Below are 16,321 nucleotides of genomic sequence, written 5' to 3'. Positions count from 1 at the left end.
CTTTCAAAAGCAGAACACTGTTGTTTGTTCTTCCTAAAAACTTCTTTCAATAATATGTCATTGTTATCCTGCTGAATCAAGCGGTTCCTGAAATTGAGATCAGGGATTAAAGCTAAAAGATATAAAAGCTGAATAACATTAAAAATATTTAGGTGCCTATATCGGTGGTGTCCACCTCTTCCCATTCCGAACAGAGAAGTTAAGCCCACCAGAGCCGATGGTACTGCGGTAACACGTGGGAGAGTAGGTCGGTGCCAAATCTTAAAGAAAGCCGGTAGTCCAAATGACTACCGGCTTTTCTTGTTTCAAATACAGCATACAGGCTAGCCCAATATTACTGTAATTCTATAACCGGATACCCATGGGCAAGATCAACCAAACTTAGCCCATAACCTATGCGCAGGCCGAGTTTCCGATGCCGAAATTATTGCTGTTTAATGAGATAGGATGGAACTTTATTGTGAATAAATGACGCTTATCACTTATTTTGAACATTTTTTGGTTATATTTGATACAAAATTTAAAATATAAAACGAATGAATTTTTTCGCAGAGAAAAGAAGGGAAGTAATGCTGCATATAGAGAACTATATGCTTGAAATGATGGATACCTATTTGAAACCGATTGATACAAATTGGCAGCCATCTGATTTTTTACCCGATTCTACAAGCGAAACATTTTATCAGGATATAAAAATACTACGTGAGCATGCAAATGATCTTTCTTATGATCTTGTTGCAGTTCTGATTGGAGATACCATTACTGAAGAGGCTTTGCCTACTTATGAGTCGTGGTTAAGTATGGTGGATGGGATTTCAAGGGATGAAAAAGGCGGATGGATGAAATGGACCCGTCACTGGACTGCTGAAGAAAACAGGCACGGTGATTTATTGAACAAATACCTTTACCTATCGGGAAGGGTAGACATGCGCCAAATGGAAATTTCGACACAATATTTAATTGCTGACGGTTTTGATATCGGTACAGGTCATGATCCCTACAGGAATTTTATCTATACCAGTTTTCAGGAACTGGCTACAAATATTTCTCATAGAAGGGTAGCTTCACTGGCTAAAAAGGATGGTGACGCCCTGTTGTCTAAAATGTGTGGTGTGATTGCTTCTGATGAGGCCCGTCACGCTAAAGCTTATAAGGATTTTATGAGTAAGATCTTTGAAGTAGACCCCAATGAAGCGATGATTGCTTTTGAGGACATGATGCGCCAGAAAATTGTTATGCCAGCACACTTCCTTCGTGAGATGGGCTTAAAGATTGGGCAGACCTTTGGTCATTTTACTGATGCGGCACAACGTCTTGGTGTTTATACGGCCATTGATTATGTAGAGATTATGCAGCAGCTGATTGAAGAATGGAAGCTGGAAAGCATGAAAGATTTAAATGAAGCCGGAGAGAAAGCCCGTGATTACATCATGGCTTTACCTGCCAGGTTACTGCGTGTTGCCGAACGCATGAAAAATCCTACCATGGATTATAAGTTTAGCTGGATACACGCCTAAACATCACATGTTTCTGCGGTATTGCCCGCCAACTTCGTATAGCGCGTTTGATATCTGCCCTAATGAGCATATTTTACATACTTCCATAAGTTGCTCAAAAATATTGTTGCCAGCTATAGCCGATTTTTGAAGGTTCTTTAAAGCTGTTTCGGCTTTATCCGCATTTCTGGTCTGAAAGGCCTGAAGTGTGTTGATCTGATATTGTTTTTCTTCTTCCGTAGCCCGAATCACTTCGCCAGGTATGATGGTAGGGGAGCCATTTTTATTCAGGAAGGTATTTACCCCAACTATAGGGTATTCGCCTGTATGTTTTAAAGTTTCATAATATAAGCTCTCTTCCTGTATCCTGCTACGCTGGTACATGGTTTCCATGGCACCCAATACTCCGCCCCTGTCATTAATGCGTTTAAATTCCTGCAATACGGCTTCTTCTACCAGATCAGTAAGGTCTTCTATAATGAAGGCACCCTGTAAGGGGTTCTCATTTTTAGCCAGGCCAAGCTCCCTGTTGATGATGAGCTGAATGGCCATAGCCCGCCGTACAGATTCTTCTGTTGGTGTGGTAATGGCTTCATCATAAGCATTGGTATGCAGGGAATTGCAATTGTCGTATATGGCATAAAGCGCCTGCAATGTGGTACGGATATCATTGAAATCAATTTCCTGAGCGTGTAAGGAACGGCCTGAGGTTTGAATGTGGTATTTCAGTTTCTGCGACCTGTCGTTCCCTTTGTATTTGTTTTTAATGGCTTTGGCCCAGATGCGGCGTGCTACACGCCCTATTACAGAATATTCCGGATCGATACCATTAGAGAAGAAAAAGGAGAGGTTGGGCGCAAAATCATCAATGTTCATTCCCCTGCTGAGGTAATATTCAACAAAAGTAAAGCCATTGCTTAAGGTAAATGCCAGTTGCGAAATGGGATTGGCCCCTGCTTCGGCAATGTGATAGCCCGATATGGATACAGAATAAAAATTGCGGACCTTTTCGCTGATGAAATAGCTTTGGATATCGCCCATCATCCTTAAGGCAAATTCTGTAGAGAAGATACAGGTGTTTTGTGCCTGGTCTTCTTTCAGGATATCGGCCTGAACTGTTCCGCGAACGGTGCTGATGGCATGGCTCCTTATTTTAGCATACACTTCAGCAGGCAATACCTGGTCGCCGGTAACACCCAGCAGCATTAGGCCCAGTCCGTTATTTCCCTCGGGCAGGTTACCACTGTAAACTGGTCTTTCCTGTCCAATGGTTTTATAGATAGCTTTTATCTTGGCTTCAACTTCTTTTTGTAATCCATGCGCTACAATGTATTTCTCGCATTGCTGGTCTATTGCCGCATTCATAAAAAAGCCGAGCAGCATAGGGGCCGGGCCATTGATGGTCATAGATACTGATGTAGAAGCCGCACAGAGATCAAAACCTGAGTAGAGTTTTTTTGCATCGTCTATGGTGGCGATACTGACCCCGGAGTTGCCTATTTTTCCATAGATATCGGGCCGGATGTGCGGATCTTCTCCATATAAGGTAACGGAGTCGAAAGCAGTAGACAGGCGGTGTGCGGGCTGGCCCAGGGATACATAATGGAATCTTTTGTTGGTTCTTTCAGGCCCGCCTTCTCCGGCAAACATCCTGGTTGGGTCTTCACCCTCCCTTTTTAAAGGGAACACACCTGCAGCGTAAGGAAATTCTCCGGGTACATTTTCTGTTAACAACCAGCGTAGGATATCTCCCCAGTCTTCATACCTGGGCAGGGAGACTTTGGGGATCTGGAGTTTGGACAAGGATTCATAAAATAAAGGTTGCTTAATTTCCTTATCCCTTACTTTATAGATAAAATCTTTTTGCTTGTATTTTAACCTGGTTTCCGGCCATTGGCGCAGTAAACGACGGCATTCCCCGTCCAGTTGTTCTTCCAGATGTTTGTATACTTCCTGTAGCGCCCCTGTAATGTTTTTACTGTTTGGTAGAGCTGCTGTTATTGTACTTTCTTCTTCTGCGAGTTGAATTACGCCTTGTAGCTGGTATAGTTTACGTGCAATACCGCTTTGTTTGTCTACCCATTCATTATAACTCTGGCTGGCCTCAGCAATTTCGGCAAGGTACCTGATCCTGTCTGGCGGAATGATGTAGATCTTTTCTGATTGTTCGGTTGTAAGCTCCATGCGGGCATCGAATTTAAGCCCTGTTTTTTCCTGGATTTTACTGATCAGCGCACTGAAAAGGTTGTTCATGCCCGGATCGTTGAATTGTGAGGCCATGGTACCAAATACCGGGATGCTTTCATCGGGGGCATCAAAGAGGTTATGATTGCGTTTGTACTGCTTACGAACATCTCTTAATGCATCTGGGGCACCTCTTTTATCAAATTTATTGATGGCAACGAGGTCGGCAAAATCAAGCATATCGATCTTTTCCAGCTGGGTGGCAGCTCCAAATTCAGGAGTCATCACATAGAGGGATACATCGCAATGCTCGGTAATTTCGGTGTCTGACTGGCCGATGCCCGACGTTTCGACAATAATGAGGTCATATCCGGCAGCCTTACAAATGTCTATACTCTCCTGTACATTTTTGGACAGGGCCAGATTGGCCTGCCTGGTGGCCAGGGAACGCATATATACCCTGGGGCTATTGATGGCATTCATGCGGATCCTGTCGCCCAGCAAGGCGCCGCCTGTCTTGCGTTTGGAAGGATCAACTGATATGATGGCCAGGGTTTTATCTTTTACTTCGATGAGGAATCGCCTCACCAGTTCATCGACAAGGGATGATTTACCTGAACCACCGGTGCCTGTTATGCCCAAAACGGGTGCCTGGTTGGCCAGGGTTAGTTTTTTGAGTTCATTTACAAATTGTTGTGCTGCTTCGGGATCGTTTTCTGCTACCGTAATTGCAGCAGCAATACTTTTTATTTCTTTCTCTGGGATGGATTTGAGTTCCCCGTTCAGTGATTTGGTTGTAATATAGTCTGTTTGTTCCAGCATGTTATTGATCATGCCCTGCAGGCCCATTTTGCGGCCGTCATCCGGAGAATAGATCCTGGTGATTCCGTAAGCCTGCAGTTCTGCAATTTCTGATGGAAGGATGACCCCGCCTCCGCCACCAAATATTTTGATATGTGTGGCCCCGCGTTCCTGCAGCAGGTCGTACATATACTTAAAATATTCAATATGCCCACCCTGATAGGAAGTCATGGCTATTCCCTGCACATCTTCCTGAATTGCACAGTTTACTACCTCTTCTACAGAACGGTTGTGGCCCAAGTGGATGACTTCGGCACCCGAGGACTGCAGGATGCGGCGCATGATGTTGATGGTGGCATCATGACCATCGAAAAGTGCAGCAGCGGTAACAAAACGGATTTTATGTTTGGGTTTATAGATTTCAATTTGCTCCATATCAGGTTTTATAATCGGTATACAAAGGTAACAAAAACTGAGTGCTGGCTGGTAAGGATGTACGCATCAAATGGTAGGGGTACTAAAAACAAAAGGCTGTTCCGGTTTTTGTTCCGGAACAGCCTTTTATATAGGTTTAAATCAGCTCTGTTACTGATGTGTAAGCTCTGTAATGGGCTCACCAACACATCCGCTTGGCATTTGTATCTGTAGCATAGCAGCCAGTGTTGCCGAAATATCTGTCATGTAATGCGTTTTATTGGTTTTCCCGGCTTTTACCTTCCAGCCCATAAATACACATGGGATATGGGAATCGTAAGGGTTCCATGAACCATGTGTTGTTCCGGTGCTGCCTCCGCTAAAGTAGCCGGATTGCAGGAAATAATAGATATCGCCACTGCGACGTGCATTGTAACCATTGGTTACGGCCATTTTTAAACGTTCGGGCAGGGTAGTGCTGCTAAGTTTACTCAGGTCAACCGCGTTCATCACGCCTGGTTGTTTTTTGAGGTAATCAATGGTCATGGTTTTCATCTGTTCATAATCGGCATTTGCTTTTTTGATGGCATCGTGGTTAAATACGATCTGGCTGTTCATGCCAGTGATGATGGCTTTTTTTACTTTGAATTTTTCTTCAAACTGGGCATTTAAGGTTTTTATGATGTTGGCATCAGAGAATGTTCCTCCAGGCAGTTTGTTTTCCGTCATGAAACCTGCAACATGTGCTGCACCATGATCGGCAGATAAGAAGAACAGGTAATTTCCTTTGCCCAGTTTATTGTCTAAATAATTAAAGAATGCTTCAAGGTCCTTGTCTAAGCGAAGATAGGTGTCTTCAGCTTCAATAGAGTTGGGGCCATACTGGTGACCTACATAATCGGTAGCAGAACAGCTTACTGCAAGGAAATCAGTGGTATTGTTCTGGCCCAGGTTTTCGGCTGCAATAGCCTGTTTGGCCAGATCAAGTGTAATGGTATTTCCATAAGGTGTACTTTTGATCATCTCATAATTCTTACCCATATATAGTTTCAGTGGATGAGGAAAGACAGGGTTTTCTTCTCCTCTGTTTTTTCTTTCATAAACCTTATTATCGCTTGTACTTTGGGTATAGCTGTCAATCGGATAAAGTGTATTCCAGTTTTGTGCAAAAAACTTATCGGCTTCTTTCTTTTTGTTGTAATCCTGCATCCATGCCGGCAGCTGGTTCATGTAATACGTACTGCTGATCCAGTCGCCCGTTTGTCCGTCAAACCAGTAAGCGGCATTGGCAGAATGTCCGGCCGGTAAAATTGAGCCCCTGTCTTTAAGCGAAATGCCTATTACCTTGCTCTTGAAATTGGTGGCCAGGCGAAGCTCGTCGGTAATGGTGGTAACCAGCATATTTTTAGGCGACATTAAGCCTGCAGCGGTATTGCTACCTACCGTTTTAACAGTAGTATCTTCGGCGCAATACACACTTCTTTGCAACTGAGGGTCGTACCAGTCGTTTCCAATAATACCATTAATTGAAGGTACAGAGCCGGTATAGATGCTGGCATGACCACATGCGGTATAGGTTGGTGTATAAGGGATAAAGGTGTTTTCGGCCGAGAAACCCTCATTAATCAGTCTTTTAAATCCTCCATTGGTATACCTGCTGTAATACCGGTACAGGTAGTCCCATCTCATCTGGTCTATCACCAGTCCAACAACCAGTTTTGGTCTGTTTAAAGTTCCCGGATTTTCTTTTTTTGATTCGTTTTTAATGGCCTTTTTTTGAGCAGTTGATACCTGGGTAACCAGGATAAGCGCAGCAAACAGCAAGTAAATTCTTTTCATTTTTGTTTTTTGTGTGTTTCGTTTTTTAATGGGTTTTGGTACCCATTAAATATTGATTAATGTTCTGAAACTTTTTGTAAGTAAAATTATGGAATTTTGTAAGCTTACAAAAGAATCAGCAAAGGTTTAATTGTTGCTAAATATAGAAAGTTGATGATAAGTATTCTTTATTATTGTGTAAAGATTTTATAGCACTTCGGCTACAACAAAGTTACTGCCCCCAATAAAGATCAGGTCGTCTTTACCTGCATTTTCTTTTGCTGCATTGAGTGCAGCTGTAACGGTATCAAAAACATTTCCATGTAGCTGCTGCACTTTCGCCTGCAGGGCAAGCTCCTGGGCGGGGAGTGCCCTTTCCAGTTGTGGCTGGCAGAAATAATAAATGGCTTCGGTAGGAAGCAGGGTAAGCACGCCGCTGATGTCTTTATCTTTTACCATGCCAATAACGATGTGCAGTTTTTCGAAAGGGGTTTCTTTCAGGTTTTGTACCACTTCTTTGATACCGGCCATATTGTGTCCGGTATCACATATAACGAGCGGGTGTTCACTGAGTTTTTGCCATCTGCCCTGCAGTCCTGTTAAGGTTTTTACATTTTTTAACGCAGTGTAAAGGGGCTTGTCATTTAAGGTATAACCTTTATTTTTTAGAATGTCGACAGCCTGCAATACGGTAAGGATATTTTTTAACTGATAAATACCGTTGAGGTCTAATCGCAGGTCCTTATAAATAAGTGTTTCATTTTTCAGAATGGAAGTAACCAGGTATTCTTTTTCACGGAAGGTGTTTGTGGTACTCAATTCCTGATCGGCAAAAACAATTTTACTATTGGTTGTGCTTGCTTTTGTAAGGAATACCGCTTCACTTTCAGTTTGTTTTTCGCCGATGACCACTGGTATACCGGGTTTGATTATTCCGGCTTTTTCTGTAGCAATTTCTGTCAGGGTATTGCCCAGCATATTGGTATGGTCTAAGCTGATATTGGTAATTACAGACAATTCTGGTGTAATGATATTGGTAGAGTCGAGCCTGCCACCCAGGCCAACTTCAATGATGGCTATGTCTACTTTTTCTTCGGCAAAGTAAGCAAAGGCCATAGCTACGGTTACTTCAAAAAAAGAGGGGCTGATGGCTTCAATAGTTTCTTTTTGCCGGTTCACAAAATCGGTTACAAAGGTTTCCGGTACCATTGTACCATTGATCCTGATCCTTTCCCTGAAATCCTTCAGGTGAGGCGAGGTGTATAAACCTGTTTTATAGCCGGCCTGCTGAAAAATAGCAGCCAGTGTATGCGATGTGGATCCCTTTCCGTTTGTGCCCCCAACGTGTATGGTTTTAAACTTGTTTTGCGGATTACCGAGTTGTGCGCACATCAAAATGGTGTTGTGCAGGTCTTTTTTGAAAGCAAGAGCTCCCACACGCGTAAACATGGGGAGCCTGCTGTATAAATAGTCTATGGTTTGCTTATAGTTCATCTGTAAATACCTGATGAAGCAAAATTACCAAAGCTGTATGATTATTTTACTTTAAAGTTGAAAACAACTACACCAATCTGAACGTCGGGAGCAGAGTCGGACTGAGTTAAACGGGCGCCCATTACGGCATCCTTACATTTTTGCCAGAGTTCCCTGTCATTTAATGTAGTGCCCTTAACACCTGGTGTGGCATCTATAACCACCCCGCTTTTATTGATCTTTATCCTTACCGCAATTTTTCCGGTTTTTTGTCCGTCATCCTGGGGGGTTACCAGATTGGTAAATTTCCGCAATGCAATGGGGGTTTCACCAAAGCCGGAGCCACCTTCGCCATAATTGTTAGACAGGGGATCGCCATTTACACTGCCCTGATTACCAGGGGTACTGCCAGTGCCATCCCCGCCACCGGTTCCTTTATTGGTTTTGCCCTTGTATAAAGCATTCTGATTGATGGCCGGCTTTTCGGGCTTGGTCTCAGTTGTAGTGGCAACAGGCGTTGAAGTGCTTTTGGTGGTTTTTGTTTTTACACTTACGGCATCCTCGGTATTTTGGGTTACAATATCCTTATCGCTGGTCTGAGCTGTAGATTTTTGAGGAGTGGGCTCGGCAGGTACTACTTTGTCCGGTGGCTGATTGTTGGCATTGGGATCGGCAGAGGGTTCCTCTATACTCGTATAATCTGTGCCCATACCTTCTACAGAAGTTCCGTAATTGACCACTATACCGCCCATGCCCGCTTCAACTTCAGGCTGGAAAGTCCCTATGGCAATAAAAAAACTTAAAGCAAGTAAAACAGCCATTATCCCGGTAGATATGGCCAGTGCTTTAGGATAATTATTTTCTTCGTTAGGGTAGGTCATCATTTCTTAGGTTCTACAGCAAGTACAACTTTCAGTTTTAATTTATTGGCTACATCAAAGACCAGCATGGTATTTTCTATGGAAACTCCCCTGGCCACATACAGGACTATTGTCAGATCCGGTGATGCTTTCTGGAAGCCTTCTATAGTAGTTTGCAGCTGCTCCAGGCTCACCTTTTGCTTGTCTACAAAATAATTCAGTTTTTCGTCTATAGATACAGTAACGGTTTTTTGTGCTGAAGATTGTTGTCCGGATTCCGAACGTGGCAACAACAGTTTTACTACCTGCGGGTTAACTACTGCAGAAGCCAGCAGGAAAAACAACAGCAGGAAAAACATGATGTCGTTCAGTGCAGAGGTATGTACCTCTACAGTCCCTTTATTTCTTTTGCGTAGATTCATTATTTCCCTGGCTCTTCTAATAGATCAATAAACTCAATGGCATCGGTTTCCATCCGTAATATGATGCGTTCAACCATCATGTTTAAGATGTGGTACAATACATAGGCGATGATACCGATGATCAATCCGGTTGCAGAAGTGATCATTTTGGTATAAAGACCTCCTGATATGGTGCCGATTTCGATAGCACCTTTAATAGAAACATCATGGAAAATGGTAATTACACCAATAATTGTTCCTACGAAACCAAGCATAGGGGCAATACCGGCAATGATACCCAGTATGCCAATGTTTTTTTCCAGTTTGGAAACTTCCAGCTTGCCGTTATTTTCAATAGCAGCCTCGATGTCTTTAATGGGTCTGCCAATACGCTTTAAGCCTTTTTCCAGCATTCTGGCCAAGGGTGAATTGTTGCTTCTGCACAATGTTATAGCATTTTCCAGTCGGCCTTCGTGTATGTACTGCCTGATCTGGAGCATCAGATTGGATTCTGTTTTTGATGCTTTTCTGATGGTCAGGTATCTTTCAACAAAAATTACCAGGCCCAGGAATGCTAAAAAAGCAAGGGGCAGCATTACCCAGCCTCCTTTTAACAGAAGGTCGATAAAATGCAGTTCAGGGGGGGCAGGTGTAACTGCCTGGTTTAATGCATTTGCAGTATCAGTAAGTTGTTTAACGGTATCAGTGGCACCTTGGATTAATGCGATCATAATTATTTAGGATTGTTTGTGTGTCTAATTGGGGTAATGTAAATTCCTGGAATCTTTGTTGTTTTTTTCAGGATCTCAAGTTCTTTTTTTGCACTGTCTTCATCCAGGAAGGAGGCAATGCTGATCTTAACCCTTTTGCCGCGCATTTTTGCAACTTTTGCAGGAATGCCTCTTTTTTTCATATCGGCCAGAAAACGGTCTGCTTCTTTTTGGTTTAACAATGATGCGGCTATGATGTCGTAAGAGATGATGGTGTCTTTAACGGAATCAATGGCCATGATGGCTTTTTCATTGCTGATCCTGATGCTATCGGCCCGGGCAATAGAATCGGATTTTAGTCGGTCGTCTTGTACCTTAAGCGCTGCAGTATCCTGTACTGGATTGTTTTTTACTACAGTACCGGTAAAAATTTCGGGTTTAGCAAGATAGGCAATTGCAGCAATTGCGGCCACTGCCAGCAAAGCTATGATAACCTTCAGGTAAAGTGGCATTGCTTTTTTCTCTTCCAACTGTTCTGTAATATAATTGGTATTTACAGGTTCCAGTGGCTCAAAAACTATGGTCTGCTCTCTTTCTTGGTTTTGGTATGCTTCATTTATACCTTCCGGAGTTTCTATCTGGGGTTCATATGCTTGCTTGTATGGCTCAGGAATATTAGGTACTTCAGCTATTTCTTCGTATACCGGCTGTTCATCATTGTTTGTTTCCTCAATAAGTGGTTCAGCAGGGCCTTCAAGAGGATCAATCAGCGCGTCGTCTTCAATAATTTCTGTACCATCACTTAAATCGGCATTGTTGTTCTCCAGTTCCAGCTGTTCCGCCTTAACGGGAAATTCTTCTTCTTCCAGCGGGATTGCCTCTTCTTTTACCGGTAGTTCTTCGGCAGGCAGGCTTACTGCTGGCTCTTCTTCTCCTAAAACCTGTGTCTCCTTTAAAACAGGTAAACCATAAAAATCAAAACCAAAGTTCTGGCCTTGTTTCGGGACGAAGCTGAGGCTGCCGGATACGGTAGAAAAAGTGCCCAGGTCGCCAAAATCTGATTCCTGCTGGTTAGACAGCTCATCCAGTATGTTTTGAGAGAACTGTTCTACGAAATAGGTAGCTGCATCGGCCGAAATGTTCTTTTTTTTACTGATCATACCCCTTAGCAGCTCCTCTTCCTTTAAATCTGAGGTAAAGGCGAGCGTATAGCTTGGTGGTAAAAACGAATGCGTTTCTGTATCATACCTCCCAGGAGATTTCCTTTTATAAATGGTTCCCAATCCGGGGATTCCCACTTCTTTATGGGTTTTTATAAGTGTTGTCAGGTATGATAAGATATCCATTCTGGTAAAAATAAATTTTAATTCCGTATCAACCAATTAATAATTAAAAAGCATTTAGAACGAGTAGCTCAGGCCTCCAAATATATTCATGCCAATAACCTCATAATGTAAGTACTTACTGTACTTTGTATTCAGCAAATTGTTGGCCCTTGCGAATGCAGAAAACTTATTGTTGATCTTATAAGTTGCCCCCACACCAAGGTCTACAAAGCCTTTAACGGTTACTACGGTCTCATTTGCCAGATCGGGTATCAGATAGGGATTTGCGGGGGCAGCTGTGTAAACCTTTGCCTTGCTGTCGCCCTGGATAGCGAGGGCAGCATTTAAGGCAAGTTGTTTGGTGATGGCATACATCAGATCAGAGCTTAAACGCATTTGCGGTTTAAACCAGCTTTGTGTTTCAGCGGCAGGTTTATAATCTTCAAAGTTTAATTTTCCAGTCCATTTTAAGGCATCACTTACCTGTACCGACAATTCACCTTCCAGGCCTGTTAACTTCATTGTTCCGAAATCGTAGATGACATCAAATTTGTTAAAGCTTGTAAAGTTGTTTACAAATAGAGGCATGTCTTCAATCCGTTTGTGATAGAACCTTGCTTTATACCCAAAACCAGGACCGCCTGTACCTTTGATTCCTCCGCTGATGCTTAGTTTTTCGATTGAATTTTTGATGGAAATGTTGCTGTTCAGGAAAGGGTTTTCATCTGTAAACTGTTTTAGGGAATTGCGGTTCACATCACCTTTTACTTCTCCAAAAATCTGCAGATAATCTGGGATCAGGGTAAAATCTGCCGTAACTGCAGGGAATATCCTACTGGAAGAAACCGTTCCGAATTCCTGTACAAAATTGATTCCTGCATTAATTTTAACCCCATTGGTCTGCAGCCTGATGTAAGGATTTAACCTTAACAAATTATTGCCAACATCGGTCAGTGCGTCCTTGGTTTTGCCAAATTCAACAGCAGCAGCAAGCCCCAGGTTAAAGCTGCTGATCCTTTTGTTCAGGTAACCGTTCAATACGATGGCACTTTCTTTGGCATCGTATTTATCGTTCCAGAGGTAACCATTCAGTTTTGCAGCATAGCTTAAGGCATCAGGGTCTTCCGTAAATTTATTTACAACTTCGCCTTCTGCTTCTATAAAATTAAAGGCCTGTTGCTCCGGGTTCGGGTTTAGGGCAGGGTTGTTCTTATCTGTTCCATAAAAATATAAGCCGTTTCTTTGATAATTTAAGCGTCCGCTAAGGGTAGCCTGTTCACCAATGCTCCGGCCAAATACACTCAGCTGTTGTTGGTTGGCAATTTGTTTGTTCAGGCTTCCCGACTGTCCAAAATGCTTAAAAAATGCACCGGCCTGTAAAGCTTCATCACGGCCAGTGTTGACATAGGCCTCAGCCAGTATTGTTCCAGAAGAACCAAAGGCCCCTTTAACGTAATTGTTGATTAGTTCAGCCTCTTTTTCAGCAGCCAGCTGTTGTGCCTGCAACTTATTGATATCTGAATTGAGTTCCAGTTTCCTGTCGGTCAGGCTATAATTGAATTTGGCCTTATAGGTTTTAATGTCATTTAGATCCGGGCTTCTTCTAAGTTTTACGGCTTCTGCCAAAACGGGTTTATAGGGCCTTACCACTTCAATTTCTTCGGTCACAGCTTTTTCTTCCGGTTTCTTTTCTGTCGTTTTCTGATCCTGGGCCTTTGTACTTAATGCTCCGGCAATAATAAAAAACAGGGTTGTATATATTAACTTGGTCAATTTCATGTCGCTTTGTCTTATTTAATTTTTTCTAATTTGGCCTTGGCAGTAGGTACAATGTCATCCTTGCCTTCATAATTGTCGATGATGCTCAGGAGCGTGCTTTTTGCCTGTAAATTATCTTTCAGGGCCACATAGTTATCGGATAGCAGGATAAATGCCTTTGCTACCCAGTAATCATAAGAAGGCATGTTGTTGATGAGGTCAAAACAGGTTTTTGTAGAGGTTTTATAGTCTTTTTTATCATACTGTATGGCAGCCAGATTGTACTTGGATTCTGCAGCAGCCAGGGTTTTGGTTTTGCTAATCACACTGTTAAAGGCTTTTATAGCTTGTTCAGTATCACCTTTTAATAAATAAGCTTTACCCGCATATAGATCTACGCTGTTTTTTTCTTCTTCAGAAGCTTTGTCAGATTCTTTGACCAGCTGGACATATTTCAACACATCATCAGGCATGTTCAGCTCACTGTAAGCTTTTAGAAGATTGTTCAGTGCATATGTATAGTGCACTTTGTAATCGGCCGTAGTTTCCAGGCGTTTCAGATATACGATAGCCTCATTGTATTTTTTCTGATCAAGGAACAATTTGGAAATGCTGACCAGCGAGCGTTCGGTATAATCACTGGTCCAGTCGTTCAGGATATATTCATAATCAGGTACAGCTTCATTCGGGCGGCCTAATTTTACCAGTGATTCTGCTCTGATGAACTTGGCTTCTTTATCGTGGATTGCCTTAGGGAATTTGTCAAAGTAAGCGTTAATTGCTTCAAAAGCACCCTTTGCATCTCCTTTCAAATAAAGATTGTTGGCACCCTGGAACAGGATATTATCCTGCTCTGCGTTTGAATAGTTGCCAAGTGGGGTTGTGCCGGCATAATTGATGAAACCCTGGGAATCGCCTTTGTCTACATAGATATTTTTGATAGATTCCAGGGCCTGTTTGGCTTCTTCAGTACTCGGGTAATCACGGATCACCTTTTTGAACGATTCCAGTGCAGCATCATCCTGGTCCTGGTTGTATTGTACCAGACCTATAGTTACCAATGCACGTGGCACATAACTGCTGTTGGGGTATTGGCTTACCAGACTGATCAGATCGGATTTTGATTTGTCGAGTTCCCCCTTATTGAAATAGGTATAGGCCATCTCGAAACCTGCATCATCCGCATAATTGGAGTTGGGAAACTGTTTCAGCAAATTTTGCATGGTATTGATCTTGGCGTCATTCTGGTTATCCAGTCCCTGGATCATCCCACGTTGAAACAATGCATAATCTTCTCCGCTGGCTTTGCTGTCGATGATCCTGTTGTAGTTTACCAGGGCATTACCATAACTTTTGTTTACAAAATACGAATCGGCAAGCCTGATGGTGGCATCATTTACTGTTTTCTGGTCTTTATCATTACCTTTTAAAAAGCGTTCAAAATAAAGTGCCGCCTTTCCATATTTTTCATCTTCAAATGCTGAATAGGCCAGGGCATAATTGGCAAAATTGTAAACACCCGTTTTGCTGGCACCCGGCATATCCAAAAAGGTTTCAAAATGCCTTACTGCTTCACCAAATTTTCTCAGTTCATAGCAGGCTTCGGCTTTCCAGTAAGTACTCAGCGCTAAAATTTCATTATCTTCAGGAAACTTTTCAGAGCGGAGGAACATAGACAGGGCATTTGGAAATGCGCGTTCATTGTAAAACTCCAGCCCCCTGAAATAGGTTACTTTCTGGTAAGCTTCCCTGGCTTCGGGCGATTTGCTCTGAATGGGTTCCAGAATATCTATTGCTGCCTGGTAGTTTTTGCTGGTCAGCAAAATCTCGCCCAACAGGGTTTTCGCTTCATTGATTTTACGTGAAGAAGGAAACTGTTTCAGGAAATTTTGAGTGGCTTCCAGCGCCTGCTGGTTAAACTCGAGTTCATAGCTCAGTCTGGCATAATTGATCCAGGCTTCTTCTTGTATTACCTTGTCAAAATCAAGCCTGGATGCCCTGAAGAAAGCACTTCTTGCTTTCTCCTTGTTTTTTAACTGCAGAAAAGAGCGGCCCAGGGTGTACATGCCGCTTTGAAGGTACACATCATCGTTGTCCAGTTTTTCAAGTACAGTCACAGATTCGCTGTACTTTTTCAATTCAAATAAAGAATAGCCATATTGGTAAATAAACAGGTTATTCTTATTGTTTGATTTATCTTTAGCATAAAACTCTCTGAAGTATTTTTCTGCATTTACATAATCAGATTTGGCAAAATAGGATGCCGCAATCAGGCTCAGCATTTCTGCTTCGTATTGTTGTTTAGAGGTTTTTAAGATGGGTATGGCATAGCTGATCACATCGTCATACCTTTCATCCAGGTAATACATGGAGGTGATGTAATAGGGATAGCTGGCTTCATAAGTTGGCGATCCTTTAAGCTTTTCAAAATTGCTTAGTGCCGTTTTATATTCTTTGTTCAGGTAATTGATGTAGGCAAAGTAATAGGTTGCACTTTCCTGAAAAGGCGATTTTTCTTTTTTTACGGCTTCAAATAAAGGTTCAGCTTTTTCCATGTTGCTGAGCTGGAAGTAGGCATAGCCCTGTTTAAACTGATATTCCAGCCGCTGTTTGCCGGAAAGGGTAGAAGGATCGGTTTTTTCAAACCATTCCAGTGCTTTCTGGTAATTTTTTTGGGCAAAATAGGATTTGCCTACATGGAAGTAAGCCAGTTTGGTATTGGGGTTAAGCGGATAATCTTTAATGAAGTTCTGAAACAGGCTTTCCGCATCACTGTTACCGAGCTCAAGGGCACAAACGGCAGCATAGAATTTGGCATTTTCTTTAAGCATAGACAGTTCGGCATTGCTTTCCTGTTGTGTGCCCGGTTTTTGCCTGAGCTGCTCAACCAGTCTGAACTGTTGCGCAGCGGCTACATATTTTTCATTATCCAGTAGTTCCAGACCAGTTTGGTAATTCTTGTTCAGGTTAACCAGTACGCTTGTCTGGGCGTAACCGGCTGTAAAGCCACCTGCTAGCAGTAGCGGAATAAAAAGGTATTTTTTTGACATCTGATTTCAAATATGGTTGGTACTAATATAA

The 16,321-nt window shown here is 42.5% G+C and carries 10 protein-coding genes and 1 rRNA gene; 2 read left to right on the top strand and 9 right to left on the bottom strand.

All coding sequences use genetic code 11. The annotated features are described in order from the left end of the window. Positions 1 to 148 precede the first annotated feature (148 nt). Positions 149 to 260 (top strand): 5S ribosomal RNA (gene rrf / locus HDC92_RS13775). A gap of 276 nt (positions 261 to 536) precedes the next feature. Next, the gene (locus HDC92_RS13770) at positions 537 to 1,517 is read left to right on the top strand and encodes an acyl-ACP desaturase (protein ID WP_012781325.1); all 981 of its coding nucleotides are present in this window, start codon (positions 537 to 539) and stop codon (positions 1,515 to 1,517) included. A gap of 3 nt (positions 1,518 to 1,520) precedes the next feature. On the opposite strand, the gene HDC92_RS13765 is transcribed toward HDC92_RS13770, so the two are convergent. The 9 genes from HDC92_RS13765 to HDC92_RS13725 all read right to left on the bottom strand — a co-directional run bounded on the left by HDC92_RS13765 (position 1,521) and on the right by HDC92_RS13725 (position 16,290). Continuing rightward, positions 1,521 to 4,916 carry a methylmalonyl-CoA mutase family protein gene (locus HDC92_RS13765; protein WP_183875293.1) on the bottom strand — a complete coding sequence of 1,132 codons (3,396 nt, stop codon included), beginning with the start codon at positions 4,914 to 4,916 and terminating at the stop codon, positions 1,521 to 1,523. A gap of 150 nt (positions 4,917 to 5,066) precedes the next feature. Continuing rightward, positions 5,067 to 6,734 carry an alkaline phosphatase PafA gene (pafA, locus tag HDC92_RS13760; RefSeq protein ID WP_183875291.1) on the bottom strand — a complete coding sequence of 556 codons (1,668 nt, stop codon included), beginning with the start codon at positions 6,732 to 6,734 and terminating at the stop codon, positions 5,067 to 5,069. A 186-nt stretch (positions 6,735 to 6,920) separates the two neighbouring features. Then, a complete protein-coding gene (locus tag HDC92_RS13755; RefSeq protein ID WP_183875289.1) occupies positions 6,921 to 8,207 on the bottom strand; it encodes a bifunctional folylpolyglutamate synthase/dihydrofolate synthase in 1,287 nt (428 codons plus the stop codon). Between the two features lie 41 nt (positions 8,208 to 8,248). Then, on the bottom strand, positions 8,249 to 9,070 hold the full coding sequence (locus tag HDC92_RS13750) for a hypothetical protein (protein WP_012781329.1): 822 nt from the start codon (positions 9,068 to 9,070) through the stop codon (positions 8,249 to 8,251). Next, positions 9,067 to 9,468, bottom strand: a complete 402-nt coding sequence (locus HDC92_RS13745) for an ExbD/TolR family protein (protein ID WP_012781330.1) — start codon at positions 9,466 to 9,468, stop codon at positions 9,067 to 9,069. The genes HDC92_RS13750 and HDC92_RS13745 overlap by 4 nt, the downstream gene beginning before the upstream one ends. After that, on the bottom strand, positions 9,468 to 10,178 hold the full coding sequence (locus tag HDC92_RS13740) for a MotA/TolQ/ExbB proton channel family protein (RefSeq protein ID WP_183875287.1): 711 nt from the start codon (positions 10,176 to 10,178) through the stop codon (positions 9,468 to 9,470). Before HDC92_RS13740 ends, HDC92_RS13745 begins: the two co-directional genes overlap by 1 nt. 2 nt (positions 10,179 to 10,180) lie before the next feature. After that, the gene (locus HDC92_RS13735; RefSeq protein ID WP_183875285.1) at positions 10,181 to 11,503 is read right to left on the bottom strand and encodes an SPOR domain-containing protein; all 1,323 of its coding nucleotides are present in this window, start codon (positions 11,501 to 11,503) and stop codon (positions 10,181 to 10,183) included. Between the two features lie 54 nt (positions 11,504 to 11,557). After that, positions 11,558 to 13,261: a TonB-dependent receptor gene (locus HDC92_RS13730; RefSeq protein WP_012781333.1), complete on the bottom strand. Its 1,704-nt coding sequence runs from the start codon at positions 13,259 to 13,261 to the stop codon at positions 11,558 to 11,560. Between the two features lie 11 nt (positions 13,262 to 13,272). Continuing rightward, positions 13,273 to 16,290: a tetratricopeptide repeat protein gene (locus HDC92_RS13725; protein ID WP_012781334.1), complete on the bottom strand. Its 3,018-nt coding sequence runs from the start codon at positions 16,288 to 16,290 to the stop codon at positions 13,273 to 13,275. Between the last annotated feature and the right edge of the window lie 31 nt (positions 16,291 to 16,321).

It is taken from the genome of Pedobacter sp. AK017 (assembly GCF_014200825.1).
Classification (GTDB): Bacteria; Bacteroidota; Bacteroidia; order Sphingobacteriales; family Sphingobacteriaceae; genus Pedobacter; species Pedobacter heparinus.
This window is presented reverse-complemented; position numbering and strand designations above follow the sequence as displayed.